Genomic DNA, 24,792 nt, shown 5'->3' with positions numbered 1-24,792 from the left:
GTCAGGGCCCTGGTCGCGGGGCCGTTTTCAACCGGAGTGAAAGATGAAGTTCACCGCTTACGAGCGTACGCAGCAGGGGACCGGAGCGAGCCGCCGCCTGCGCAACGCGGGCAAGGTGCCGGGCATCGTCTACGGTGCCGGCGAGCCGAAGATGATCGAGCTCGACCACAACGCGCTGTTCTTCGCGCTGAAAAAGGAAGCGTTCCACTCGTCGCTGCTCGACATGGAGCTCGGCGGCAAGACCGAGAAGGTGCTGCTGCGCGACTTCCAGATGCACGCGTGGAAGCCGCAGGTGCTGCACGTCGACTTCCAGCGCGTCGACGAGACGACGCGCCTGCGCAAGAAGGTGCCGCTGCACTTCACGGGCGAGGAGAACTCGCCGGCGGTGAAGACCGACAAGTGCCTCGTCAGCCACGTGGCCACCGAGCTCGAGGTCGAGTGCCTGGCCTCGCAGCTGCCCGAGTTCATCACGATCGACCTGTCGCACCTCGTCAAGGGCCAGTCGCTGCACGCCAGCGACCTGAAGCTGCCGCCGGGCATCAAGTACGTGCGTCGCGGCACGCTCAACCCGGTGATCGTCGCGGTGACGGTGCCGAAGGAAGAGGAAGAGGCCGCGCCGGCGCCGGCGGCGCCGAAGGCCGAGAAGGGCAAGCCGGCCAAGGGCAAGAAGGACGAGAAGCAGAACAAGAAGTGAGCCGAGCCGCGGCCCCCTCTTCGGCAGCCCCACCGCGGTGGGGCTTTTTGTTGGCCGCGGCGCTTCGATAATCGACCGCATGCTGCGACTCCTGGTCGGCCTGGGCAACCCGGGCCCCGAATACGACGCCACCCGCCACAACGCCGGGTTCTGGTGGATCGACGCGGTCGCACGCAAGCTCGGCGCGACGCTGGTGGCCGAGCGCAGCTACCACGGCCTCGTCGCGCGTGTGAACCGGCCCGCCGGACCGCTGTGGCTGCTCGAGCCGCAGACCTACATGAACATGTCGGGCAAGTCGGTCGCCGCGCTGGCGCGCTTCTTCAAGATCGCCCCCGGCGAGATCCTCGTCGCCCACGACGAGCTCGACCTGCCGCCGGGGCAGCTCAAGCTCAAGCTCGGCGGCGGCCACGCGGGCCACAACGGCCTGAAGGACATCGTCGCCCAGCTCGGCAGTGCCGACTTCTGGCGGCTGAGGCTGGGCATCGGCCACCCGGGCGTCAAGGCCGAAGTCGTCAACTACGTGCTGCGCAAGCCGCCGCCGGCCGAGCGTGACGCGATCGAGCAGTGCATCGCGCGCTCGCTCGACGCGCTCGACCTGCTGCTGGCCGGCGAGATGGACCGTGCGACGATGCGCCTGCACGCCAAGCCGCCGCGGCCGAAGCCGGCGGCACCAGCAGCGGCGCCCGCCCCGCCGCAGCCATGAACACTTGGCGCGCCGTCGCTGCCGCGCTGCCGCTGCTCGCAGCCTGCGGCGTGGCCGCGCAGACGACGATCTATCGCTGCGGCGACGGCCGCACGTTCTCGCAGACGCCGTGCGGCGAGCAACGCGGATTCGTCGTCGACGGCCGCACCGACGCCGCAGCCCGTGACGCCGCACGGGCCGTCGCGGCACGCGACGCCGCACTCGCCGAGCGCCTCGCGCAAGAACGACGCGCACGCGAGGCCGAGGGCTTCGCGACGCGGCAGGCGGCCGGCTTCACGCTGGCGCCGCGCACCGATCCCCGCGGTGCGGCCGACACGCCGCGCGAGACGCGGCGTGCGAAGTCGCCCAAGGTGCCGACGACGAAGAAGCCGGCGCGAACCCCGCCGGCCGGCGCCGGCGACTGAGGCGCGTCAGGTCGCCGCCGCCTGCGCCTGCAGCCGGCGGTACTTGGCCCACAGCGTCTCCTTCGACTCCACGCGCTGCGGGTCGAGCGGGATGCACGCCACCGGGCAGACCTGCACGCACTGCGGCTCGTCGAAGTGGCCGACGCACTCGGTGCAGCGCTCGGGGTCGATCTGGTAGATCTCGGGGCCCATCGAGATCGCCTGGTTCGGGCACTCGGGTTCGCAGACGTCGCAGTTGATGCACTCGTCGGTGATCATCAGCGCCATCGGGGGTCCCTCGTCTGTTCAGGTGGACGCCGCGACGCGTCCGTTCAACCGCTCGAGGACGGAGGGTGACACGAACTTGGAGACATCACCGCCCAAGGTGGCAATCTCGCGCACGAAGGTGCCGCTGACGAACTGGAACTGGTCGCTCGGCGTCATGAACACGGTCTCGACGTGCGGCATCAGCTGACGGTTCATGCCCGCCATCTGGAACTCGTACTCGAAGTCGCTGACCGCGCGCAGCCCGCGCACGACGACCTTCGCGCCGTTGTCGACGACGAAGTCGCGCAGCAGGCCGCGAAACGGGATCACCTCGACGTTGGGGTACGGCCGCGCGGCCTCCTTCGCGATCTCGATGCGCTCGCCGATCGTGAACATCGTGCGCTTGTGGTGCCCGGCGGCGACGCCGACGATCAGGCGCTCGAACAGCGCGCTGGCGCGGCGCATCAGGTCCTCGTGACCGAGGGTCATCGGATCGAAAGTGCCGGGATAGACGGCGGTCAGGCGGGTCGTCGAGGTCACGGCTCGCTCCTGCGGTCGGGGTCCGGGTCAGTGTAGCGTTGCAGCAGGTGGTAGTGCACCGCGCCGGCGCGGCCGTGGCGGTGCAGCGTCCACCCCGCTGGCGGCGGCTCGAAGGCGCGCGGTGCCTCGAGGTAGACGAAGCCGCCCTCGCCGAGCAGCGGCGCCGCGGCGGCCAGTGCGGCGTCGAACAGGCCCGCGTCGAACGGCGGGTCGATGAACACGAGGTCGAACGACGCCGGCGCCGCACGCGCCATCCACGCCAGCGCGTCGGTCGCGACGACCTGCACCTGGCTCGCGCCGAGGCGCTGTGCGCTCTCGCGCAGGCTCGCGGCCAGGGCCACGTCGCGCTCGACCAGCACGACTTGCGCCGCGCCGCGCGACGCCGCCTCGAAGCCCAGCGCGCCGCTGCCGGCGAACGCGTCGAGCACGCGCCAGCCGCTGAGGTCCTGGCCGAGCCAGTTGAACAGCGTCTCGCGAACGCGGTCGGGCGTGGGCCGCAGGCCGGGGCGGTCGGCCACCGGCAGCTTGCTGCGCTTGAAGCGCCCGCCGATCAGCCGCACCTCGCGCGGCGGCGCGTGGCCGCGCACGGGCCTCACAGCCGCACGGGGATGCCGTCGCGCGCGAGCAGCGCCTTGGCCTGCGCGACCGTGAACTCGCCGTAGTGGAAGATGCTGGCGGCGAGCACGGCGTCGGCGCCGCCGATGCGGATGCCCTCGCTCAGGTGCTCGAGCGCGCCGACGCCGCCCGAGGCGATCACCGGCACCGGCACCGCGTCGGCCACCGCGCGCGTGAGCTCGAGGTCGAAGCCGCTCTTCGTGCCGTCGCGGTCCATGCTCGTGAGCAGGATTTCGCCGGCGCCCATCTCGGCCATGCGGCGCGCCCACGCGACGGCGTCGAGCCCGGCGTTGCGCCGCCCGCCATGCGTGTAGACGTCCCAGCCGGGGCCGCGCGCGGCGAGGTCGTCGCCGTGGCGGCGCTTGGCATCGATCGCGACGACGATGCACTGCGCGCCGTAGCGGTCCGACGCGTCGCGGATCACCTGCGGGTTGGCGACCGCGGCCGAGTTGAAGCTGACCTTGTCGGCACCGGCGTTGAGCAGCCGCCGCACGTCGTCGACGCTGCGCACGCCGCCGCCGACCGTCAGCGGGATGAACACCTGCGACGCGACCGCCTCGATGATGTGCAGGATCAGGTCGCGTCCGTCACTGGTCGCGGTGATGTCGAGGAAAGTCAACTCGTCGGCGCCCTGGTCGTTGTAGCGCGCTGCGATCTCGACCGGGTCGCCGGCATCGCGCAGCTCGACGAAGTTGACGCCCTTGACGACGCGCCCGCCGGTGACGTCGAGGCAGGGGATGATGCGCTTGGCGAGCATCTCAGCCTCGCGCCGGCCAAGCGAATGTCGACGCGGCCGCCGCGGATCCGGCGCTGCCGGTGCGCTGGCGTCGCCCCCCCGGGCGGGAAGCGTCGAAGGCGCTTCGGGGTGGGCTCACGGCGCGCCGTTCAGTTCGTCGGCACGCGCCTGCGCGGCAGCGAAGTCGAGCGCGCCGGTGTAGATGCTGCGCCCGCAGATCACGCCCGCGATGCCCTCGTCCTCGACGGCGCACAGGCGCTCGACGTCGGCCATGTCGGCGAGCCCGCCCGAGGCGATGACGGGGATCGTCAGCGCCTGCGCGAGCTTGACGGTGGCCTCGATGTTGATGCCGGTGAGCATGCCGTCGCGGCCGATGTCGGTGTAGATGACGGCCTCGACGCCGTAGTCCTCGAACTTCTTCGCGAGGTCGATCACCTCGTGACCGGTGAGCTTGCTCCAGCCGTCGGTGGCGACCTTGCCGTCCTTCGCGTCGAGGCCGACGATGATGTGGCCGCCGAACGCGGTGCACGCGTCGCGCAGGAAACCCGGGTTCTTGACCGCCGCGGTGCCGATGATCACGTAGCTCAGCCCGTCGTCGAGGTAGCGCTCGATCGTGTCGAGGTCGCGGATGCCGCCGCCGAGCTGCACCGGGATCTCGTCGCCGACTTCCTTCAGGATCGCCTTGATCGCGCCCTCGTTGACGGGCTTGCCGGCAAACGCGCCGTTGAGGTCGACGAGGTGCAGCCGCCGCGCGCCGGCGTCGAGCCAGCGTCGTGCCATCGCGGCCGGGTCGTCGCCGAACGTCGTCGACGCGTTCATGTCGCCCTGCTGCAAGCGCACGCACTTGCCGTCTTTGAGGTCGATGGCCGGGATCAGCAGCATGGCTCGGTCAGAGCGGGGGTGAACGAACGGGACGCGAGAAGCGCGAGGCAGACCGCAGGACGATGGTCAGGGCTTCCAGTGCAGGAAGTTGCGGTACAGGGCCAGGCCGTGAGCGGCGCTCTTCTCGGGGTGGAACTGGGTGGCAAAAATATTATCCCGCGTCACCGCACAGGTAAAGCGCAGGCCGTACTCGGTTTCCCCGGCCGCGTGGCGCGCGTCGTCGGGCTGCGCGTAGTAGCTGTGCACGAAGTAGAACCACGCGCCGTCGGGCACGCCGGTCCACAACGGGTGCGCGCGGGTCTGGAACACGCGGTTCCAGCCCATCTGCGGCACCTTGTAGCGGCTGCCGTCCGGCTGGCGCTGCCCCTCGAGGCGGAAGCGCTTCACGCGCCCGGCGATCAGCCCGAGCCCGGGCGTGTCCTGCTCCTCGCTGTGGTCGAGCAGCATCTGCATGCCGACGCACACGCCCATCAGCGGCTTGTTGGCCGCCGCGTGCAGCACGGCGTCCTTCAGCCCCGAGTCGTGCAGTTCGCGAATGCAGTCGCGCATCGCGCCCTGGCCCGGCAGCACGACGCGCTCGGCCGCATAGACCTCCTCGGGGTTGCCGGTGACGATGACCTTCACGTCGGCGTCGCGCGCGACGTGCGCGACCGCCTGCGACACCGAACGCAGGTTGCCCATGCCGTAGTCGACGACGGCGACCGTCCTCGTCATGACCTACAGCGTGCCCTTCGTCGACGGCACGACGCCGGCCGCGCGCGGGTCGATCGCCGCGGCCATGCGCAGCGCGCGGCCGAAGGCCTTGAACACCGTCTCGCACTGGTGGTGCGCGTTCGCGCCCTTCAGGTTGTCGACGTGCAGCGTGACGAGCGCGTGGTTGACGAAGCCCTGGAAGAACTCGTAGGTCAGCTGCGTGTCGAAGCCGCCGACCATGCCGCTCGTGAACGGCACGTGCAGGTGCAGCCCCGGGCGGCCCGAGAAGTCGATCACGACGCGCGACAGCGCCTCGTCGAGCGGCACGTAGGCATGGCCGTAGCGCACGAGGCCCTTCTTGTCGCCCACCGCCTTGGCCACCGCCATGCCGAGCGTGATGCCGACGTCTTCGACCGTGTGGTGGCCGTCGATGTGCAGGTCGCCCTGCGCCTCGACCTCGAGGTCGATCAGCCCGTGGCGCGCGACCTGGTCGAGCATGTGGTCGAAGAAGCCGATGCCGGTGGCGAGCTTCGACTGCCCGGTGCCGTCGAGGTCGACGCGCACGCGGATGCGCGTTTCCTTGGTGTCGCGCCGGACCTCGGCGCTGCGGTTCGTCGTCATAGGCTGGCCTTCAGCGCGTCGAGCATGAGGGTGTTCTCCTGCGGCGTGCCCACCGTCAGCCGCAGGCAGTCCGCCAGCAGCGGGTGCAGCGCCGACACGTTCTTCACCAGCACGCCGCGCTGCTTCATGCCGGCAAAGGCGCGCGCCGCGTCGGGCACACGCACGAGGATCATGTTCGCCTCGCTCGGGTACGGCCGCACGCCGGGCAGCTCGCGCAGCGCGCGCTGCAGCCGCTCGCGCTCGGCGCGCAGCAGCGCGGCCTGCCGGGCATATTCGTCGGCGTGGTCGAGCGCGAACAGCGTCGCCTCGGCGTTGAGCGCGCCGACGTTGTACGGCGGGCGCACCTTGTCGATCTGCTCGACGAGCGCCGCCGCGCCGGCCAGATACCCGAGCCGCACGCCGGCAAGGCCGAACTTCGAGAGCGTGCGCATCACGAGCACGTGGTCGTGATGCGCCATGCGCTGCATCCACGTGCGCGACGCGAACGGCTGGTACGCCTCGTCGAAAACGACCAGCCCATGCTGCTGCGCGACCGCGTCGACGATGCGGTCGATGACCGCGTCGTCCCACAGGTTCGCGGTCGGGTTGTTCGGGTACGCGAGGTAGGTGATCGCCGGGCGGTGGCGCTCGATCGCGGCCAGCATCGCCGCCTCGTCGAGCTCGAAGTCGGCCGTCAGCGGCACGCCGACGAAGCGCAGGCCCTGCAGCTTCGCCGACATCTCGTACATCACGAAGCCGGGCACCGGTGCGAGGATCGTCGCACCCGGCACATCACACGCGAGCGCGAGCAGCGAGATCAGCTCGTCGGAACCGTTGCCCAGCATCAGCTTGCAGCCCGCCGGCAGCTCGACGAAGTGCGCCAGCGCCGCGATCACGTCGGCGACGCACTGCGTCGGGTAGCGGTTGATCGCCACCCGCGCGAGCCGTTCGCCGAGTTCGCGCTGCAGCTCGGGCGGCAGGCGAAACGGGTTCTCCATCGCGTCGAGCTTGACGAGCCCGGCGCTCGGCTGGATCGCGTAGGCGTGCATCGACTGCACGTCCTGGCGGATCGTGCGCGCGATGCGTTCGGCCAGCGTCGGCATGCCGCTCATTGCCGCCTCATTCCCACAACGTCATCCCCGCAACCTCATGCGCGCCGCCTCGGCGTGGGCGGCCAGCCCCTCGCCGTCGGCCAGTTCGCCGGCGATCGGCCCGAGCGCCTTCGCGCTGGCGTCGCTGACCTCGATCAGGCTCGAACGCTTGACGAAGTCGTACACGCCCAGCGGCGAGCTGAAGCGCGCGGTGCCCGAGGTCGGCAGCACGTGGTTCGGCCCGGCGCAGTAGTCGCCGAGGCTCTCGCTGGTGAACGCGCCGAGGAAGATCGCGCCGGCGTGCCTGAGCAGCGGCTCCCAGCGCTGCGGCTCGGCGCTGGCGACCTCGAGGTGCTCGGGCGCGATGCGGTTGGCGATCGCGCACGCCTCTTCCATCGAGCGCGTGTGGATCAGTGCGCCGCGCCCTTCGAGCGACGCGCGGATGATGCCGGCGCGCGGCATCGTCGGCAGCAGCCGCTCGATCTCCTGCTGCACGCGGTCGATGTAGCCGCCGTCGGGGCACAGCAGGATGCTCTGCGCGAGTTCGTCGTGCTCGGCCTGGCTGAACAGGTCCATCGCGACCCAGTCGGGCGGCGTCGTGCCGTCGGCGAGCACGAGGATCTCGCTCGGCCCCGCGATCATGTCGATGCCGACCTGGCCGAAGACGTGCTTCTTCGCGCTCGCGACGTAGGCGTTGCCGGGGCCGGTGATCTTGTCGACGCGCGGCACGGTGGCCGTGCCGTAGGCCAGCGCGGCCACCGCCTGCGCGCCGCCGATCGCGAAGGCGCGGTGCACGCCGGCGACCGCCGCCGCGGCGAGGACGAGGGCGTTGCGCTCTCCCTTCGGCGTCGGCACCACCATCACGATCTCGCCGACGCCGGCCACCTGCGCCGGGATCGCGTTCATCAGCACGCTCGACGGGTACGCCGCCTTGCCGCCGGGCACGTAGATGCCCACGCGGTCCAGCGGCGTGACCTTCTGCCCGAGCAGCGTGCCGTCGGCGTCGCGGTAGCTCCAGCCGCGGCAGCACGCGTCGAGCTGGCGCTCGTGGTAGTCGCGCACGCGACGCGCGGCGTCCTCGAGCGCGGCGCGGCGCGCCGGCGCGAGCGCCGCGAGCGCGGCGTGCAGCTCGGCCTGCGGGATCTCGAGCGCGGCCACCGAGGCCGCCTGCACGCCGTCGAAGCGCGCGGTGTACTCGAGCACCGCGGCGTCGCCGCGTGCGCGCACGTCGGCCAGGATCTGTGCGACGCGGGTCTCGATCTCGCGATCGGTCTCGGCCGACCAGTGCAGCAGACGCTGGAAGTGCTGCTCGAACTCGAACGCGGCGGTGGTCAAACGGCGGATGGCGACGGTCATGGCGTTGGCGCGACGGCGGCGGCGAAGGCGTCGATCAGCGCGCGCAGCGGCTCGCGCTTGAGCTTGAGCGCGGCCTGGTTGACGACCAGCCGCGACGAGATGTCCATGATGCGTTCGACCTCGACGAGGTGGTTCGCGCGCAGCGTGCTGCCGGTCGAGACGAGGTCGACGATCGCGTCGGCCAGCCCCGTCAGCGGCGCGAGCTCCATCGAGCCGTACAGTTTGATCAGGTCGACGTGCACGCCCTTGTCGGCGAAGTGCTGGCGCGCCGTCTTCGTGTACTTGGTGGCCACGCGGATGCGCGCGCCCTGGCGCACGGCGGCGGCGTAGTCGTAGTCGTCGCGCACCGCCACGCTCATGCGGCAGCGCGCGATGCGCAGGTCCAGCGGCTGGTACAGCCCGGTGCCGTCGTGCTCGAGCAGCACGTCCTTGCCGGCGACGCCGAGGTCGGCGCCGCCGTACTGCACGTAGGTCGGCACGTCGGACGCGCGCACCAGCACGACGCGCAGGTCGTCGCGGCTGGTCGGCAGGATCAGCTTGCGCGAGGTCTCGGGATTCTCGAGCACGCGCACGCCGGCGCGTTCGAGCAGCGGCAGCGTCTCGTCGAAGATGCGGCCCTTGGACAGCGCCAGCGTGATGCTCATGCCTTCACTCTCTCGATGTCGGCGCCGAGCGCGCGCAGCTTGACTTCCATGCGGTCGTAGCCGCGGTCGAGGTGGTAGATGCGGTCGACGACCGTCTCGCCGTCGGCGACCAGCCCGGCGATCACGAGGCTGGCCGACGCGCGCAGGTCGGTGGCCATCACGGTGGCGCCCGACAGCCGCGGCACGCCGTGCACGACGGCCGTGTGGCCGTCGACCTCGATCTTCGCGCCCAGCCGCGCCAGCTCGTTGACGTGCATGAAGCGGTTCTCGAAGATCGTTTCGCTGACGCGCGAGGTGCCGTCGGCGATGCAGCCGAGCACCATCATCTGCGCCTGCATGTCGGTCGGGAACGCCGGGTACTCGCTGGTGCGAAAGCTCACCGGCCGCGGCCGGCCGCTCATGCGCACCTCGATGACGCCGTCGCCGGCGTCGACGCTCACGCCGGCCTCGCGCAGCTTGTCGATCACGGCGTCGAGGTGGTCGGCGCGTGCGCCGCGCAGCCGCGCGTGGCCGCCGGCGGCGCCGACGGCGCACAGGAAGGTGCCGGTCTCGATGCGGTCGGGGATGATGCGGTGCGGCGCGCGCGGCGCGTGCAGCGCGTCGACGCCCTGGATGCGGATGCGGCTCGTGCCGTGGCCGTCGATCTTCGCGCCCATCGCGATCAGCAGCTCGGCGAGGTCGACGACCTCGGGCTCCTGCGCCGCGTTCTCGAGCACCGTCTCGCCGCGCGCGAGCGCCGCGGCCATCAGGAAGTTCTCGGTGCCGGTGACGGTGATCATGTCGGTCGTGATGCGCGCGCCGCGCAGCCCGCCGGCCGGGGCCTGCGCGACGATGTAGCCGTGCTCGACCGCGATCTCCGCGCCCATCGCCTGCAGCCCCTTGATGTGCTGGTCCACCGGGCGCGAGCCGATCGCGCAGCCGCCGGGCAGCGACACGCGCGCCACGCCGCAGCGCGCGAGCAGCGGCCCGAGCACGAGCACCGACGCGCGCATCGTCTTGACGAGGTCGTACGGCGCCTCGGGCGCCGTGATGCGGCTGGCGTCGAGCGTGACGACGTCGGCCTGCGCGTCGCCGCGTTCGATGCGCACGCCAATGTGCGCGAGCAGCTTGAGCATCGTCGCGACGTCTTGCAGCCGCGGCACGTTGGCCAGCGTCAGCGGCTCGGCGGTCAGCAGCGCGGCGCACAGGTCGGGCAGAGCGGCGTTCTTCGCGCCGGCGATCACCACCTCACCCTCGAGGGGGCGGCCACCGCGGATCCGGAGTTTGTCCATGGCTTCGGGGCGGCGGCGCCGCGGGCGGGAGGCGGACGGCGCGGGCCCGATGCCGTCGCGCACGTCCCCACCGCCGCGGTCGCCGCGGCGGTGTTCAGTGGTGGTGGGGGGCGCTCCGGCCGGCGGCCGGCCCGTCCTGGGCGGCCCACTCGGCGGGGGTCAGCGTCTTCATCGACAGCGCGTGGATTTGCTCGCGCATTCTATCGCCCAGCGCCGCGTAGACGCGCTGGTGGCGCGCGACGCGCGAGCGGCCGTCGAACTCGCGCGAGACGATGGTCGCGAAAAAATGGCGGCCATCGCCTTCGACTTCGAGGTGCTCGCAGTCGAGGCCGGCGGCAATATAGGCGCGCACGTCGGCAGCGGTCGGATCGGCCATGGTGCGCCGATTGTAAGGACGGCCCTGCCCGCTCGCCGTCGACCCTCCCCGAAAGGCCTGCGATGGAATCCCTCGATGCCCTCGGCCTCGCGCCGACCACCCTGCTCAAGTGGCTGCTCGCCGCTGCCGTGCTCGCGTGGGCGGCGTGGGTCTACAACCGGCTCGTGCGGCTGCGCAACGAGATCGCCAACGCGTTCGCGCAGATCGACGTGCAGCTCAAGCGCCGCTACGACCTGGTGCCCAACCTCGTCGAGGTGGCGCGCAAGTACCTGCAGCACGAGCGCGAGACGCTCGAGGCCGTGACCGCCGCGCGCAACACCGCGCGCGCCGCGGCCGACCGCGCGAAGCTGGCCCCCGCCGACCCCGGCCTGATCGGCGCACTGGCCGCCGCCGACGGCGTGCTCGGCGGTGCGCTCGGGCGGCTGTTGGCCGTCGCCGAAGCCTACCCCGAGCTGAAGGCCGACAAGACGATGCGCGAGTTGAGCGAGGAGCTGACGCACACCGAGAACCGCGTCGCGTTCGCGCGCCAGGCGTTCAACGACGCGGTGCTCGACCACAACAACGCCGTGCAGCACTTCCCGTCGCTGATCGTCGCGCGGCTGACGGGCTTTCGGCCGGCCGCGATGCTCGAGTCGACCGCGAGCGACGAGGAGCGGCGCGCGCCGCGCGTGCAGTTCTGACGCGCCGCGGACGCGGACCGCTCGCGGGCACGATGCGCTTTCGCCGCCACCAGGAGGCCGCGCAGGCGAGCTCGCGGCAGCTGATCGCGCTGTTCGTGCTCGTCGTGGCCGGCCTCGTGCTGGCCGTCAACGGCGCGCTCGCGCTCGCGTACCGCGCGACGGTGCCGTGGGCCAGCGGCTACCCCGACTGGTTCTTCGCGACCAACACCGCGCTGGTGCTGCTGTACGTGCTCGGCGGCTGCGCCGTCGAGTCGATGCGGCTGCGCGAGGGCGGCGCGCACGTCGCGCGGCTGGCCGGCGCGCGCGAGGCCGACCGCACCGACATGCTCGAACGCCGGCTGGCCAACGTCGTCGCCGAGATGGCGATCGCCGCCAACACGAAGCCGCCGGCGGCGTGGGTGCTGCCGCGCGAGGACGCGATCAACGCCTTCGCCGCCGGCTGGAGCGCCGACGACGCGGTGGTCGCCGTCACGCGCGGCGCGCTCGAGCGGCTCGACCGCGCCGAGCTGCAGGGCGTCGTCGCGCACGAGATCAGCCACCTCGTGCACGGCGACACGGCGCTGAACATGCGGCTGGTCGGCATGGTCTGGGGGCTGCGGCTGCTGTTCGACCTCGGCCACGAGCTGACCGAGCCCGACGCGCGCGGACGTCGCCACGCCGGCGTGCTGTTCGGGCTCGCGCTGATGGCGGTGGGCGCGCTCGGCTGGGCCGCCGGGCGGCTGCTGCAGGCCGCGGTGTCGCGCCAGCGCGAGTTCCTCGCCGACGCGTCGGCCGTCAAGTACACGCGCCAGGTCGCCGGGCTCGGTGGCGCGCTGCGCAAGATCGCCGAGCAGCAGCGCACGCACGCCGATGCGCTGTCGGCGCGCACCGGCCCGCTCGCGCACCTGTTCCTCGTCTCGTCGTCGTTCGGCGCCTGGTGGGCGACGCACCCGCCGCTGGCCGAGCGCATCCGCCGGCTGTACGGCCGCGCGATGCCCGGGCTGCCCGCCGACCCGCTGCCACGCCCGGTCGCCGACGAGCCACGGCTGCCGATCGCGGCGCTCACGCCGGCCGCCGGGCACACCGCCGCTGCGGCTGGCGGGATGGCCGCGTCGCCCGAAGCCGCCCGCCACGATGCCGTGCAGCGGCCCGCGCTGGCCGACCCCGGCGCGCAGCGCGCCGCGCGCGAAGCCGAGGCGCTGGCGCGCATCGCGCGCTGGCAGGGGCCGGGCGAACTGCGCGCCGCGCTGCTCGCGCTGCTGCGCCCGGCCGCGGCGCCCCCGCACGCCGCGGCGTGGCAGCCGCTGCCGGCCGCACGCGCGGCGGCGATGCAAGGCGACCTCGCCGCGCTGGGGCCGGCCGCCCGGCTCGCGGTGCTCGACGCGCTGGCCCGGCGCGCCGCGCAGGCCCCTGCGGCCGCACGGCGGGCGTTGCAGGCCGAGGCACGCGCCGTGGCGCGCAGCCCCGACGTCGCGCTGCGCGGGCTGCTGCTGCGGCACCGGCTGCGCGCGCGGGCGCTGCCGTTCGCGGCACCGACCGCGCGCAACACGCTGGCCGCCCGCCACCGCGACGCCGCCCTCGCGACGCAGTGGCTCGCCGACGTGATCGCCGCCAGCGCTGGCGCCGGCACCGCGCGCGCCGCCGCGTGGGCAAGGCGCGCGCGCCACACCATGGGCGTCGCCGACATCGCGGTCCCGACGGCGACGCCGCGCGCGGCGCTGCGCGCACTCGCGCGGCTGCAGCGGCTGGCCGCGCTGCAGCGCCCGTTGCCGGTGCGCGCATGGGTGCAGGCGTGGGCCGACGACACGGTGCTGGCCGTCAGCGACGACGTCGCGGCCGTGATCGCGGCCGCGGCGCACCTGCTCGACGTGCCGCTGCCGCCGGCGCTCGCCGCGCGTGTGCCCGACCTCGGCGCCTACTGGCGCAGCTTGTAGCCGCTGGCCAGCAGCCGCAGCGTGATCGCCGCGACCGCGACGAACGCGGCGCCGACCACCGCGAGGCTGATCCACTGCGACACGTCGCTCGCGCCGAAGAACCCGGCGCGGAAGCCGTCGACCATGTAGAAGAACGGGTTCAGGTGGCTGACCTCGAGCCAGAACGGCGGCAGCCCGTGCACCGAATAGAACACGCCGGCGAGGAACGTCAGCGGCATCACGATGAAGTTCTGGAACGCCGCCATCTGGTCGAACTTCTCGGCCCACAGCCCGGCGATGACCCCCAGCGAGCCCATCAGCGCGGCGCCGAGCGCCGCGAAGACGACGATCCACCCCGGCTGCTCGAAGCGCATCGGCGCGAACCACACCGTGACGGCGAACACGCCGGCGCCGACGACGAGCCCGCGCACCATCGACGCGCCGACGTAGGCCACGTACCAGGCCCAGTGCGACAGCGGCGTCACGAGCAGGAACACGATGTTGCCGGTGATCTTGCTCTGGATCAGGCTCGACGAGCTGTTCGCGAACGCGTTTTGCAGCACGCTCATCATCACGAGCCCCGGGATCAGGAAGCTCGTGTAGCCCACGCCCGGGAAGACCTCGACGCGGTCCTCGAGCACGTGCCCGAAGATCAGCAGGTACAGCACCGCGGTGAGCACCGGCGCGGCGATCGTCTGGAAGCTGACCTTCCAGAAGCGCAGCACCTCCTTGTAGAACAGCGTCGTCGCGCCTTCGAGCGTCATCGCGTCGTCGTGTGGGCCGATTGCATGATCTCGAGGAACACGTCCTCGAGGTCGGCGCGGCCGATCTCGAGGTCCTCGACGCGCACGCCCGCCTCGCGCAGCCGCGCGAGGATGCGCTCGACCTCGGCGGCGTCGTGTGCGCTGACCTGCGCGATGCGCCCGGTCACGCGCGCGTGCGCGGCGACGTCGGGCGGCAGCGCGTCGTCGGTCTTGAAGCGCAGCATCGTGCTCGCGGTGCCGGCCAGCAGCGCCGACGTGCGGTCGAGCGCGACGATGCGCCCGAGCTTGAGCATCGCGATGCGCCCGCACAGCGCCTCGGCCTCCTCGAGGTAGTGCGTCGTCAGCAGCACCGTGTGGCCCTGCTTGTTCAGCCGGTCGACGAAGGCCCACAGCGTCTGCCTGAGCTCGACGTCGACGCCGGCGGTCGGCTCGTCGAGCACGATCACCGGCGGGCGGTGCACCAGCGCCTGCGCCACCAGCACGCGGCGCTTCATGCCGCCCGAGAGCTGCCGCATGTTCGCGCCAGCCTTGTCCGCGAGGCCCAGCCCCTCGAGCAGCTCGTCGATCCACGCGTCGTTGCCGCGCACGCCGAAATAGCCGCTCTGGATGCGCAGCGTCTCGCGCACGCTGAAGAACGGGTCGAACACCAGCTCCTGCGGCACGATGCCCAGCGCCTTGCGCGCGGCGGCGTAGTCGGCGACGACGTCGTGGCCCATCACGCTGACGCGGCCCGCCGTGGCGCGGGCCAGGCCGGCGAGGATCGAGATCAGCGTCGTCTTGCCGGCACCGTTGGGGCCGAGCAGTCCGAAGAACTCGCCGCGCTCGATGTCGAACGTGACGTCGTCGAGCGCCCACAGCGGGCCGCGCGCGCCGCGATACACCTTGCTGACGTGATGGAAACTGATCGCGGGCATGGGGCGCGGATTCTAGGCCGGCGCCGCACCCGCGCCGCACCCGCGCCGGGCGCGCATGCCGATGCGCCAGAATCGGCGCACCATGCCGTCGCCGAAGCCCGCGAAGCCGCCGCGCCGCACCGCAGAGCGCATCCTCGACGTCACGCTCGACCTGTTCAACCGCTTCGGCGAACCCAATGTCAGCACGACGCTGATCTCGGCCGAACTGAACATCAGCCCGGGCAACCTGTACTACCACTACCCGGCCAAGGACGAGCTGATCAACGCGCTGTTCGCGCGCTATCAGAAGGCGCTCGCCGAACTGCTGCGCGCCGCCGACGACGTGCGCCACGTCGAGGACGCGTGGCTGTTCTTCCACATGCTGTTCGAGCTGATCTGGCAGTACCGCTTCCTGTACCGCGACCTCAACGACCTGCTGTCGAAGAACCGCCGGCTCGAGACGCAGTTCCAGGGCGTGCTCAAGGACAAGGGCCGCGCGGTGCGTGCGGTGCTCGACGGGCTGGCGCGCGGCAGCGCGGTGCGCATCGGCGCGCGCGAGGCCGAGCCGGTGGCCACCGCGATGGTCGTCGTGCTGACCTATTGGCTGAGTTACGAATACGTGCGTGACCCGCGCCACGCGCTCGAGCCCGACGCCGCCGGCGCGGCGCTCGCGCGTGGCGCCTACCACGTGCTGAGCCTGCTCGCGCCGTACCTGGAGCCGGCCACCTCCGAGCACCTGCACACGCTCGCGGGCCCCTACCGCACGACCTGAGCGACGGCGCGCCGCAGTCCCGAGAACGCCAACGACGAGGAGACGACGATGGCCAAGTGGACCCCCTTCCCGTACGACGCCAGCGCGTACCGCTACGACGCGGCGGCGCTGAAGAAGCACTGGCCGCGGCTGCACGCCGGCGACGTCGAGCCGTGGCCGAAGGACGAGGCGGTGCAGGCCGCGTGGGCGCTGTTCCACGCGGGCGAGTTCCAGAAGGCCTACGAAGCGGGCCTGAAAGCCGGTGGCGCTGGCCTCACGGTGGCCAACAAGGCGCAGTGCATCTACGCGAACTACCTCGAGAAGAGCGAGAAGACCAAGCTCGCGATGTTCCTCGAGGCCGCCGAGCGCGCCGAGAAGCAGCAGGCCGCGGAGCCGAAGAACCCCAACGCGTGGTACTGGCAGGCCTACGCGCTCGGCCGCTACGGGCAGGGCATCAGCGTCGCGAAGGCGCTCGCGCAGGGTTTGGGTGCCAAGGTCAAGCACGCGCTCGAGACGACGATCGCGCTCGCGCCAAAGCACGCCGACGCGCACATCGCGCTCGGCGCGTTCCACGCCGAGGTGATCGACAAGGTCGGCAAGCTGATCGGCCGCACGCAGGGCGCCGACGCGGCCACCGGGCTGAAGATGTACCGCGAGGCGCTCAAGCTCAACCCGAGGAGCGCGATCGCGAGGGTCGAGTACGCCAACGGCCTCGTGATGCTCGAGGGCGAGAAGAAGCTCAAGGAGGCCGAGAAGCTCTACGCCGAGGCCGCCGCGTGCGAGCCGATCGACGCGATGGAACGGCTCGACGTCGAGATGGCGCGCGCCGAGCTCGACGACTGACGCCGCTCAGGTCTGCGGCCGCCGCCGGTAGAAGCGCACCGGCTGCGGCTTCGGCGGCCGCGGCGGCGCGCCGTGCGCGACCAGCGCGCGGTCGAGCGCGCGCCCGCCCTCGTCGGCCAGCGCTGCCTCGCGCGCGGCGCGCACGGCGGCAGCGCGCTCGGCAGGCGGCACCGGCCGCGTCGCGAGGTGGTCGACGATGTGCAGCAGGTTCTCCTTGCCGCGCTCGTTCGTGCTGCCGTAGCCCTTGATCAGCCGCCCGCACTGCGCGAGTTCGTGGCCGAGCGCCGCGTGCTCGCGCGCACCGCGCTCGACGGCGGCGAGCCAGCGCTCGATCAGCGACTGCTCGAGCGCGAAGCGGCTGCCGCGCCGGCGCTGGCCCTTCAGGGCCGCGACCGTGCGCAGCGCGAGCGCGCCGAGCACGGTGTGCGTGCCGACCTTCAGCGGCAGCGCCCACGGGGCGCGGCCCTGCGCGCGACGGCGCGCGTCCCACGCAAGCAGGCGCTCGGCCAGCGGCTGCGGCAGCAGCGCAGCGAACTCGGGCACGCCGGGCTTGAAGTGGTCGTAGACCTTGACGAGTTCGTCGTCGCGCGCACCGACCTCGGCGCGCACGCGCTGCGCCCGTGCGGCGCGCAGCTTCAGGTGTGCGACGCGCACGATGTCGTCGAACGCCATCCACAGCGCGAGCCAGCGCGCCGTCTCGCGCGTCGTCGCGTGGCCGAGCGCCGCGCCGGGGTCGCCGGCGCGTTCGGCATCGAGCACGCGCGCGAGCCGCTGCACGTACAGCGCCGCGTAGCGCGCGTCCTGGTAGTCGACGAGGCGCGCGTGCCCGAGCGCGAGCACGTCGTGCACCGCGGCCGGGAACGCGTCGCGCACCGCGGCCGGCAGCGCAGGCGCGCCGTCGCAGGCCTTCGCGCCGGCGGCGGCGGTCACCGCCTGCAGCGCCTGCTCGGCCTGCGCGCGCTGGCGCCGGCTCGCCGCGACGCGCTCGTAGGCCCGCGCGAAGCCGGCCAGGCTCGCGTCGACGCCGCGGCCGCTGCGGCGGATCGTCGCCTCGTAGGCCTCGCGCGCGAACGGCAGCACGCCCGATGCGGCGATCGCACCGAGCAGCACCGCGCTGATCACGGTGCCCGTCTCGCGCGCCAGCGCGCTCATGTCGAACACCTCGGCCGCACGCGCGTGGCGCTGCAGCGTCGCCAGCAGCGCGGCGTCGCCGACGCGGCCGTCGCCGGGCTGCATCTTCTCGGCCACCGTCAGCGCGCGCGACGACGACGAGATCACCGTCGTGCGCTCGGCGCTGGCCATGCCCAGGCCGATCTGGCGCACCGTCTCGAGCAGTTCCGACGACACCAGCAGGTCGATCGCGCCGGGCACCGGGTTCAGGCTGAACACCGGCCGGCGGCCGCCGAGCGCGGCGTCGGGCTCGGGGTGGACCTCGAGGTAGTACGTCGTCGCGCCGGTGCGCTGCGCGACCCCGGGGATCGACGTGCTCTGCGCGCTGTGGCCGCAGGCCAGCGCGGTGTCGAACAGCCACTGCGACAGCACGCCGCCGCCCTCGCCGCCGAGCGCGCAGACGAGGATCGTGATCGGGCGCGAGCCGGTGCCAGGCATGGCGTCACTCGGCCTTGATGCCCGCGTCCTGGATGAACTTGCCGAAGCGCGCGCGGTCGGCGTTCTGGCGCTCGATGAAGGCCTGCCGCGTCAGCGCGAGCGGCTCGCCGCCGATGCCCTTGATCACCTCCTGCACCTTCGCGCTCGCCACCGCCTTGTTGACCTCGTCGTGCAGCCGCGCGACCAGCGCGGCCGGCGTGCCTCCGGGCGCGTAGATGCCGAACACGGTGTCGGCGTCGAAGCCCGGGAAGCCCGACTCGGCCAGCGTCGGCGTGTTCGGCAGCTGCGACGCGCGCTGCGGGCTGCCGACCGCGAGCAGCCTGAGCTTGCCCTCGGCGGCGTGCTTCAGGCCCGGGCCGGGGTCGAACATGAACTGCACCTGCCCGGCGAGCAGGTCGGTGAGCGCCGGCGCGGCGCCGCGGTACGGCACGTGCGTGGCCTGGATGCCGGCCTGGCGCGTGAACATCTCGGCAGCCAGGTGCGGCGAGCTGCCCTGCCCCGCCGAGCCGTAGCTGAGCTTGCCCGGGTGGGCCTTCGCATAGGCGACGAACTCGGCGACGCTGTTGGCCGGCACCGACGGGTGCGCCATCAGGAACACCAGCACGCGCGCGACCGACGCGACGGGCACGAGGTCCTTCTCGGCGTCGAACGGCATCTGCCGGTACAGGAACGGGTTGACCGTCATCGCGCCGCCGCTGCTCATCAGCAGCGTGTAGCCGTCGGCCGGCGACTTGGCCACCGCCTCGGCGCCGATGTTGCCGTTGGCGCCGGGCCGGTTCTCGACGATGACCTGCTGCTTCAGCGACTCGCCCATCGCCTGCGCGACGGCGCGGCCGATCACGTCGGCGGCGCCGCCGGGCGGGAAGTTGACGATCAGCTTCAGCGGCTTGTCGGGGAAGGTCTGCGCCGCGGCCGGCAAGGCGGCGCCGGCCAGCGCCAGCGCCATGCCCAGCGCGAGCGCGCCGCGGCGCGACAGGGGTGCGGTTCGGGTCATCGCCGTCTCCTTTCGTTCTCTTGTCGATGGGGGTGCGGGGTTCAGGCGGTCTGCAGCGCGCGCACCAGCGGCGTGCGCAGCGCGTGCAGCAGCTTCTCGTGCCACTTCGGGTTTCGCACGACCTCGGCGCGGTAGAACGACGGGCACAGCGTCGCCGCGTGCGCGTTGGCGCCGCACAGCCCGCAGCCGACGCAGCCGTCGATCACGGTGGCCACCGGGTCGACCTTCAGCGGGTCGGGGTTGTCCTTCAGCGTCAGCGTCGGGCAGCCCGACAGGCGGATGCACGCGTGGTCGCCGTTGCACACGTCCTCGTCGACGCCGTACTTGACGCGCTCGACGCGCTCGCCGCACTTGAGGCGCTGCGCGATCCACGGCCGGATGCGCCGCTGCCGCTCGAGCTGGCACTCGCCCTCGGCGACGATCACCTTCAGCCCCGTGAAGTCGCTCGTCAGCGCCTCCTCGAGCGTGCGGCGCATCACGTCGACCTCGTAGGTGTGCACGGTGCGCAGCCACTGCACGCCCAGCCCCTTGAGCGTCGTCTCGATCGTCTGGTTCTTGTCGGCCAGGCTCTGGTGCAGCGTGCCGGCGCTGGCCGCCGCGGCCTTGGCCTCGTCGTCGGGCGTGCTGATGATGTCCTGCGTGCCGGTGGCCGACGTGTAGCCGTTCTTCATGATCAGCAGCACCGCGTCGTCGCCGTTGAACAGCGCCGACTGCACCCCGGTCAGCAGCCCGTTGTGCCAGAAGCCGCCGTCGCCCATGATCGCGATCGTGCGGCGCTGCATCATCGGGCTGACGCCGGCGCGGCTCGCGAGGCTCATGCCGTAGCCGAGGATCGAGTGCCCCGAGCTGAACGGCTCGAAGGTCGCGAGCGCGTGGCAGCCGATGTCGGCCGCGACGTGCACCGGCCCGACCTCGGCCTGCGCGAGCTTGAGCGCCGAGAAGACCGGCCGCTCGGGGCAGCCGACGCAAAAGCCCGGCGGACGTGCCGGCAGCGGCCCCATCGCCTTCGCGACGTCGTCGCGCCGCGCGCGGTTGCCGGCCAGCCACGCGCGCGCGGCGGTGAGATCGACCTGCGGCAGGTGGTGCTCGGCGAACGCGACCAGCCCCTGCGCGATCACCTCGACCGTGTACTCGCCCGCGGCCGGCCACAGGTCCTTGCCGTGCAGCGGCGTGGGCACGTCGGCGCGGCGCATCGCGGCGACGACGTCCTTCTCGATGTACTCGGGGCTGCCCTCCTCGAGCACGCCGACCGCGCGCTTGCCGGCGCAAAACGCGACGACCTCGTCGGGCACGAGCGGAAACGTCACGTTGAGCACCAGCAGCGGCACGCGGCTCGCGCCGAACGCGTCGGCCAGCCCGAGCTGCTGCAGCGCACGCAGCGTCGCGTTGTACAGCCCCCCCTGCACGATCAGCCCGACGTCGGCGAAGTCGCCCGCGACGTGTTCGTTGAGCCGGTGTTCGGCGATGTAGCGCTGCGCGGCCGGGATGCGCTGCTCGACCTTGAGCTTCTCGTGGCGGAACGTCACCGGCGGGTGCGCGAGGCGCATGTAGTCGAAGCCGGCGGGCTCGTCGATCGGGTGGCGCGTCGACCACGCCGGCGCGACGTTGTCCTTGCACTCGAAGCGCCCGCGCACATGGCACGCGCGGATGCGCAGCTCGAGGATCGCCGGCATGTTCGACGCCTCCGACAGCGCGAACGCGTGCTCGACCATGCGCACCATCGTCGGCAGGTCGGGGCGCGGGTCGAGCAGCAGCATCGTGCTCTTGAGCGCATAGGCGTGCGTGCGCTCCTGGATCACGCTCGCGCCCTCGCCGTAGTCCTCGCCGACGACGATCAGCGCGCCGCCGACCACCCCCGGCGACGCGAGGTTGGACAGCGCGTCGGCCGCGACGTTGGTGCCGACGATCGACTTCCACGTCACGCAGCCGCGCAGCGGGTAGTGCAGGCTCGCGCCGAGCATCGCCGCGGCCGAGGCCTCGTTCGCGCAGGCCTCGACGTGCACGCCGAGCGTGTCGACATAGGGCTTGGCCTGCACCATCACGTCGAGCAGGTGCGACACCGGCGCGCCCTGGTAGCCGCCGATGTAGGCCACGCCCGACTGCAGCAGCGCCTTCGTGATCGCGAGGATGCCCTCGCCCTGGAAGGTCTGGCCGGCGCCCTTCTTGAGCTGCTCGATCTCTTCGGTGAACTGGACTTCCACGCCGTGGCCGCCGTGTTGTGCCGAGGCAAGCAATCTAGCCAGCGGCGCGTCATTCGTCCATGCGATGAAATCACTAAGTACGATTCGGCCCATGCATCTGCACGAGCTCGACCTGAACCTGCTGCACGTCTTCCGCGCCGTGCACGAGACGCGCAACGTCAGCCGCGCCGCCGGGCGCCTGGGGCTGTCGCAGCCGGCCGCGAGCCACGCGCTGACGCGGCTGCGGCTCGCGCTGCGCGACCCGCTGTTCGTGCGCGCCCCCGGCGGTGTCGCGCCGACGCGCCGCGCCGAGCAGCTCGCGCGCCAGGTCGACGCGGCGCTGCAGCTGCTCGACGCCGCGCTGCACGAGGCCGACGCGTTCGACCCCGCGCGCTCGGTGCGCCGCTTCACGCTGCACATGAGCGACATCGGCGCCGACGAGTTCCTGCCGCAGATCATGGCCGCCGTCGGTGCGCAGGCGCCGGGCGTGCGCGTCGAGGCGGTGCAGATGGAGCCGCAGGCGATCGGCCCCGCGCTCGAGGACGGCCGGCTCGACCTCGCGCTCGGCTACCTGCCCTCGCTCGTGGGTACCGAGCACGCGCCCCTGCTCGAGGAGCGCTACGTCGTGCTGCTGCGCCGGGGCCACCCGCTGGCCAGGCGGCTGACCGACCGTGCCGCACTCGAGCGGCTGGACTTCATCGTCGTCAAGAGCCACGCCGAGCCGGCGCGCGCGCTGCAGATGCTCGGGCTCGAGCCGCGCATCCGGCTCGCGCTGCCGCACTTCATGGTCGTGCCGACGATCCTCGCGGCCACCGACCTCGCGGTGATCCTGCCGCTGCGGCCCGCACAGCGCTTCGCGCAGCGGCACGACCTGCAGGTCGTCGAGCCCGACCTCGGCTTGCCGCCGTTCACGGTGTCGATGCACTGGCACTGGCGCGCGCAGCACGACGCCGGCCACCGCTGGCTGCGCGAGATCGCGCTGGCGATGCGCTTCGCGCCGGTGGGCCGTACCCCGGCGAACCGTTCGGCTCGAGCGCCTCGAGCTGATCGCCCCACGGCAGCATCATCGTCACCCACAGCAGCTTCGCGAACTCGGGCGCGAAGCGGTCGATGATCTTCTGCGGCTCGGGGCACAGCTTCTTGTCGGTGATCAGGCCGAACTGCACGCCGCCACCGTAGCTGAGGATCGACACGCCCATGCCGATGTGGCCCGACTGCGGCACCCAGAACATGTTCTGCCGCAGCGTCGAGCCGCAGAACTTCAGCGGCTCGCGCGGGCCCGGCACGTTGGTCATCACGGCCGTCGTCTTCCTCGCGAACAGGCCCGTGACGAGGTCCTGCGCCGGCTTCACGAGCAGCCCCGACGCCGCGAGGATCAGGAACGCCAGCAGCGGCTGATAGCTGCCCTTGAGCTGGCTCATGCGCGCGTGCACGGCGTACAGCCGCTCGATCGGGTGCTCGATGCCGATCGGCAGCACCAGCGGCACGAGGCCGAAGCCGTTGCCCAGTTCGTGCGCCTGCTCGAGCGGGCGCAGGTTGACCGGCACCATCGCGCGGATCTCCTTGCCCGCCGGGTCGTCGCCGACCTCGCGCAGGTACGCGCCGATCGCGCCGGCCACGCACGACAGCAGCACGTCGTTGACGGTGCAGTGCATCGCCTTGGCCACCGCCTTGACGTCGTCGAGCGGCAGCGGCTCGCACCACGCGACGCGCTTGAGGCCCACCGGGTGGCCCTTGAGCCGCGTCGGCGAGTCGTCGGGCATCAGCGCGAGCGACGCGGCGTCGCTGGCGACCTGCAGCGCGACGCGCGCCATGTCGAGCGAGCCGGCCAGCGGCTTGCCCGGGTGCGCGAGCAGGTCGATCGACCTGGCGACACCCTCGCCGTACAGCCCGATCGCGCGCACCGTCAGGTCGGTCAGCGGGCGCACGACGGTGTCGGCGAGCCAGTCGCCATCGCGGCCGTTGCCGCGTGGGCGCCGCCGCGGCGGCGCGTGGCCGCCGTCGGTGATCGACAGCAGCACCGACATCAGCGCGATGCCGTCGCCGATGCAGTGGTGGATGCGGATGATGATCGCGCTGCCGCCCTCGTAGTCCTCGATCAGGTGCCAGTGCCACAGCGGGTGCTCGCGGTCCAGCGGCGTCGTCGCCAGCTCGGCGGTGCGCTCCTGCAGCGCCTGGCGCTCGCTCTGCCCGCGCCGGCGTGCCAGCCGCTCGCGGCTGACGTGGCGCTCGATGTCGAAATGCTCGTCATCGACCCACAGGTAGCCCAGCGCGTCCTCGACGACCTTCTGGCGAAATCGCGGGTAGCGCAGCAGCGCGGTGCGCAGCCGCTCGCAAACCGCCTCGTACGACACCGCCGGCGCGAGCAGCCACACGCCGACGATCATCATCAGGTTGACGTCGCTGTCCATGCGCAGCCACGCGGTGTCGACGCGCGACATGCGCTCGGCGGCAGAGGACATCGACAGGCTCCTGGAGGCGGTGGTCGTGGGCACGATGCTGGTTAACATCCCGCCCGTCAAGGCCCATTTTCACCGACCAGGAGACGCGCGATGGCCGACCTCAAGTCCCGCTTCGAACAGGCCGTGGCCGACAGCAAGAAGCTGCCCGAGCGGCCCGACAACGCGACGCTGCTGAAGATCTACGCGCTGTACAAGCAGGCCACCGAGGGCGACGTCGAGGGCAAGCGTCCCGGCTTCACCGACATGGTCGGGCGCGCGAAGTGGGATGCCTGGAACGAGCAGAAAGGCAAGAGCGCCGAGGCGGCGATGCAGGAATATGTCGACCTGATCGAGTCGCTGAAGTAGGCCCACCCCCGAAGCGGCTTCGCCGCTGCCCCCTCGAGGGGGCGACGCCAGCGGACCGGCGAAGCCGGATCCGCGGCGTCTGCTTGAACCCTAGTGCCGGAATGCGCGTGGCGACCTCGGCTACGGGATCTTGACCTACGCCTTCTTGCGCGCGCCGTTGCCGTTCTTCTTCGCGGCGACCTTCTTCGCCGCGCCGTTGTTGGCGGCGGCCTTCGGGGTCTTCGCCAGCGCTTGGCGGGCGCCGAGCAGGTCGTCGAGGTTCTTCTCGATCTCGGTCTCGATCGTCTTGGCGAACGCGCCGAGCAGGAAGCCGAGCTTGGCCTGCAGGTCGAAGTGGTCGGCCGCGACGACGAGCTGGCCCTTGACGCCGCTGCGGCTGAACTCGACGGTGTCGCTGTACTCGCCTTCGACGACGGTGCAATCCATGCCGAACCGGCGCTCGGCCTCTTCGGCCCACTTCAAGGCGAGTTTGCGCGCCTCGTCCAGGCCCAGGTCGTGCTCGCGGCGGATGCGGATCTCGGACACGTCG

General features: G+C 72.2%; 27 protein-coding genes and 1 pseudogene. 9 read left to right on the top strand and 19 right to left on the bottom strand.

Going from position 1 to position 24,792, the window contains the following annotated elements; translation table 11 throughout:
• Positions 1 to 43 precede the first annotated feature (43 nt).
• The 3 genes from DRV96_RS12500 to DRV96_RS12490 all read left to right on the top strand — a co-directional run bounded on the left by DRV96_RS12500 (position 44) and on the right by DRV96_RS12490 (position 1,801).
• On the top strand, positions 44 to 694 hold the full coding sequence (locus DRV96_RS12500) for a 50S ribosomal protein L25/general stress protein Ctc (RefSeq protein ID WP_119291563.1): 651 nt from the start codon (positions 44 to 46) through the stop codon (positions 692 to 694).
• 79 nt (positions 695 to 773) lie between these two features.
• Positions 774 to 1,397, top strand: a complete 624-nt coding sequence (gene pth, locus DRV96_RS12495; RefSeq protein ID WP_119291561.1) for an aminoacyl-tRNA hydrolase — start codon at positions 774 to 776, stop codon at positions 1,395 to 1,397.
• Positions 1,394 to 1,801, top strand: coding sequence for a DUF4124 domain-containing protein (locus tag DRV96_RS12490; RefSeq protein ID WP_119291559.1), 408 nt, complete (start codon positions 1,394 to 1,396; stop codon positions 1,799 to 1,801). Before pth ends, DRV96_RS12490 begins: the two co-directional genes overlap by 4 nt.
• A gap of 6 nt (positions 1,802 to 1,807) precedes the next feature.
• Here the strand turns inward: DRV96_RS12490 and DRV96_RS12485 are convergent, their stop codons facing one another.
• The 12 genes from DRV96_RS12485 to DRV96_RS12430 all read right to left on the bottom strand — a co-directional run bounded on the left by DRV96_RS12485 (position 1,808) and on the right by DRV96_RS12430 (position 10,851).
• The gene (locus tag DRV96_RS12485; protein ID WP_119291557.1) at positions 1,808 to 2,068 is read right to left on the bottom strand and encodes a YfhL family 4Fe-4S dicluster ferredoxin; all 261 of its coding nucleotides are present in this window, start codon (positions 2,066 to 2,068) and stop codon (positions 1,808 to 1,810) included.
• Positions 2,069 to 2,086: 18 nt separating this feature from the next.
• Positions 2,087 to 2,587: a pantetheine-phosphate adenylyltransferase gene (coaD, locus tag DRV96_RS12480; RefSeq protein WP_119291554.1), complete on the bottom strand. Its 501-nt coding sequence runs from the start codon at positions 2,585 to 2,587 to the stop codon at positions 2,087 to 2,089.
• Positions 2,584 to 3,183, bottom strand: coding sequence for a 16S rRNA (guanine(966)-N(2))-methyltransferase RsmD (gene rsmD / locus DRV96_RS12475; RefSeq protein WP_235823382.1), 600 nt, complete (start codon positions 3,181 to 3,183; stop codon positions 2,584 to 2,586). The genes coaD and rsmD overlap by 4 nt, the downstream gene beginning before the upstream one ends.
• On the bottom strand, positions 3,180 to 3,959 hold the full coding sequence (gene hisF / locus DRV96_RS12470; protein WP_119291551.1) for an imidazole glycerol phosphate synthase subunit HisF: 780 nt from the start codon (positions 3,957 to 3,959) through the stop codon (positions 3,180 to 3,182). The genes rsmD and hisF overlap by 4 nt, the downstream gene beginning before the upstream one ends.
• Positions 3,960 to 4,073: 114 nt before the next feature.
• Positions 4,074 to 4,820, bottom strand: a complete 747-nt coding sequence (gene hisA, locus DRV96_RS12465) for a 1-(5-phosphoribosyl)-5-[(5-phosphoribosylamino)methylideneamino]imidazole-4-carboxamide isomerase (RefSeq protein ID WP_119291549.1) — start codon at positions 4,818 to 4,820, stop codon at positions 4,074 to 4,076.
• Positions 4,821 to 4,886: 66 nt separating this feature from the next.
• Entirely contained in the window at positions 4,887 to 5,534 is a 648-nt protein-coding gene (gene hisH, locus DRV96_RS12460; RefSeq protein ID WP_119291547.1) for an imidazole glycerol phosphate synthase subunit HisH, read from the bottom strand.
• 3 nt (positions 5,535 to 5,537) lie between these two features.
• A complete protein-coding gene (gene hisB / locus DRV96_RS12455; protein WP_119291545.1) occupies positions 5,538 to 6,134 on the bottom strand; it encodes an imidazoleglycerol-phosphate dehydratase HisB in 597 nt (198 codons plus the stop codon).
• Complete coding sequence (gene hisC, locus DRV96_RS12450; protein WP_119291580.1) at positions 6,131 to 7,216, bottom strand: histidinol-phosphate transaminase; 1,086 nt, start codon at positions 7,214 to 7,216, stop codon at positions 6,131 to 6,133. The genes hisB and hisC overlap by 4 nt, the downstream gene beginning before the upstream one ends.
• A gap of 30 nt (positions 7,217 to 7,246) precedes the next feature.
• Positions 7,247 to 8,560: a histidinol dehydrogenase gene (hisD, locus tag DRV96_RS12445; RefSeq protein WP_119291543.1), complete on the bottom strand. Its 1,314-nt coding sequence runs from the start codon at positions 8,558 to 8,560 to the stop codon at positions 7,247 to 7,249.
• Positions 8,557 to 9,204 carry an ATP phosphoribosyltransferase gene (hisG, locus tag DRV96_RS12440; protein ID WP_119291541.1) on the bottom strand — a complete coding sequence of 216 codons (648 nt, stop codon included), beginning with the start codon at positions 9,202 to 9,204 and terminating at the stop codon, positions 8,557 to 8,559. The genes hisD and hisG overlap by 4 nt, the downstream gene beginning before the upstream one ends.
• Entirely contained in the window at positions 9,201 to 10,475 is a 1,275-nt protein-coding gene (murA, locus tag DRV96_RS12435; RefSeq protein ID WP_119291539.1) for a UDP-N-acetylglucosamine 1-carboxyvinyltransferase, read from the bottom strand. The genes hisG and murA overlap by 4 nt, the downstream gene beginning before the upstream one ends.
• Positions 10,476 to 10,569: 94 nt before the next feature.
• Positions 10,570 to 10,851 carry a BolA family protein gene (locus DRV96_RS12430; RefSeq protein ID WP_119291537.1) on the bottom strand — a complete coding sequence of 94 codons (282 nt, stop codon included), beginning with the start codon at positions 10,849 to 10,851 and terminating at the stop codon, positions 10,570 to 10,572.
• Positions 10,852 to 10,913: 62 nt separating this feature from the next.
• Here DRV96_RS12430 and DRV96_RS12425 point away from each other — a divergent pair, with 62 nt between their 5' ends.
• Together DRV96_RS12425 and DRV96_RS18590 are read left to right on the top strand one after the other, a co-directional pair.
• Positions 10,914 to 11,531, top strand: coding sequence for a LemA family protein (locus DRV96_RS12425; RefSeq protein ID WP_119291535.1), 618 nt, complete (start codon positions 10,914 to 10,916; stop codon positions 11,529 to 11,531).
• Positions 11,532 to 11,563: 32 nt separating this feature from the next.
• Positions 11,564 to 13,444, top strand: a complete 1,881-nt coding sequence (locus DRV96_RS18590; RefSeq protein WP_119291533.1) for a M48 family metalloprotease — start codon at positions 11,564 to 11,566, stop codon at positions 13,442 to 13,444.
• Here the strand turns inward: DRV96_RS18590 and DRV96_RS12415 are convergent.
• Both DRV96_RS12415 and DRV96_RS12410 read right to left on the bottom strand, forming a co-directional pair.
• Positions 13,426 to 14,187 carry an ABC transporter permease gene (locus DRV96_RS12415; protein ID WP_119291531.1) on the bottom strand — a complete coding sequence of 254 codons (762 nt, stop codon included), beginning with the start codon at positions 14,185 to 14,187 and terminating at the stop codon, positions 13,426 to 13,428. The two genes, DRV96_RS18590 and DRV96_RS12415, sit on opposite strands and share 19 nt — an antisense overlap.
• On the bottom strand, positions 14,184 to 15,101 hold the full coding sequence (locus tag DRV96_RS12410) for an ABC transporter ATP-binding protein (protein ID WP_119291529.1): 918 nt from the start codon (positions 15,099 to 15,101) through the stop codon (positions 14,184 to 14,186). The genes DRV96_RS12415 and DRV96_RS12410 overlap by 4 nt, the downstream gene beginning before the upstream one ends.
• Positions 15,102 to 15,183: 82 nt before the next feature.
• Between DRV96_RS12410 and DRV96_RS12405 the strand changes: the two genes are divergently transcribed.
• Entirely contained in the window at positions 15,184 to 15,852 is a 669-nt protein-coding gene (locus DRV96_RS12405) for a TetR/AcrR family transcriptional regulator (RefSeq protein WP_119291527.1), read from the top strand.
• 48 nt (positions 15,853 to 15,900) lie between these two features.
• Positions 15,901 to 16,674 (top strand): tetratricopeptide repeat protein, encoded by a 774-nt coding sequence (locus DRV96_RS12400; protein ID WP_119291525.1) that lies wholly within the window; start codon positions 15,901 to 15,903, stop codon positions 16,672 to 16,674.
• 6 nt (positions 16,675 to 16,680) lie between these two features.
• On the opposite strand, the gene DRV96_RS12395 is transcribed toward DRV96_RS12400, so the two are convergent.
• From DRV96_RS12395 to DRV96_RS12385, 3 genes are read right to left on the bottom strand one after another with little or no spacing between them, the layout of a single operon-like run.
• On the bottom strand, positions 16,681 to 18,282 hold the full coding sequence (locus DRV96_RS12395; RefSeq protein ID WP_119291523.1) for an indolepyruvate oxidoreductase subunit beta family protein: 1,602 nt from the start codon (positions 18,280 to 18,282) through the stop codon (positions 16,681 to 16,683).
• Positions 18,283 to 18,286: 4 nt separating this feature from the next.
• Positions 18,287 to 19,276 (bottom strand): Bug family tripartite tricarboxylate transporter substrate binding protein, encoded by a 990-nt coding sequence (locus DRV96_RS12390; protein ID WP_119291521.1) that lies wholly within the window; start codon positions 19,274 to 19,276, stop codon positions 18,287 to 18,289.
• A gap of 41 nt (positions 19,277 to 19,317) precedes the next feature.
• A complete protein-coding gene (locus tag DRV96_RS12385) occupies positions 19,318 to 21,477 on the bottom strand; it encodes a thiamine pyrophosphate-dependent enzyme (RefSeq protein ID WP_119291519.1) in 2,160 nt (719 codons plus the stop codon).
• Here DRV96_RS12385 and DRV96_RS12380 point away from each other — a divergent pair.
• Positions 21,404 to 22,378, top strand: a pseudogene (locus tag DRV96_RS12380) (LysR family transcriptional regulator); the annotation flags it as partial. The gene DRV96_RS12385 and the pseudogene DRV96_RS12380 sit on opposite strands and share 74 nt — an antisense overlap.
• Here the strand turns inward: DRV96_RS12380 and DRV96_RS12375 are convergent.
• The gene (locus tag DRV96_RS12375) at positions 22,365 to 23,918 is read right to left on the bottom strand and encodes a wax ester/triacylglycerol synthase family O-acyltransferase (RefSeq protein WP_162911039.1); all 1,554 of its coding nucleotides are present in this window, start codon (positions 23,916 to 23,918) and stop codon (positions 22,365 to 22,367) included. The pseudogene DRV96_RS12380 and the gene DRV96_RS12375 sit on opposite strands and share 14 nt — an antisense overlap.
• A 90-nt stretch (positions 23,919 to 24,008) precedes the next feature.
• On the opposite strand from DRV96_RS12375, the gene DRV96_RS12370 reads away from it, so the two are divergent.
• On the top strand, positions 24,009 to 24,263 hold the full coding sequence (locus DRV96_RS12370) for an acyl-CoA-binding protein (protein WP_119291515.1): 255 nt from the start codon (positions 24,009 to 24,011) through the stop codon (positions 24,261 to 24,263).
• Positions 24,264 to 24,398: 135 nt separating this feature from the next.
• On the opposite strand, the gene DRV96_RS12365 is transcribed toward DRV96_RS12370, so the two are convergent.
• On the bottom strand, positions 24,399 to 24,788 hold the full coding sequence (locus DRV96_RS12365; protein WP_119291514.1) for a polyhydroxyalkanoic acid system family protein: 390 nt from the start codon (positions 24,786 to 24,788) through the stop codon (positions 24,399 to 24,401).
• Positions 24,789 to 24,792: the final 4 nt, after the last annotated feature.

Source organism: Azohydromonas sediminis, from assembly GCF_003574675.1.
In the GTDB taxonomy this organism is placed as follows: Bacteria; Pseudomonadota; Gammaproteobacteria; order Burkholderiales; family Burkholderiaceae_C; genus Calidifontimicrobium; species Calidifontimicrobium sediminis.
This window is presented reverse-complemented; position numbering and strand designations above follow the sequence as displayed.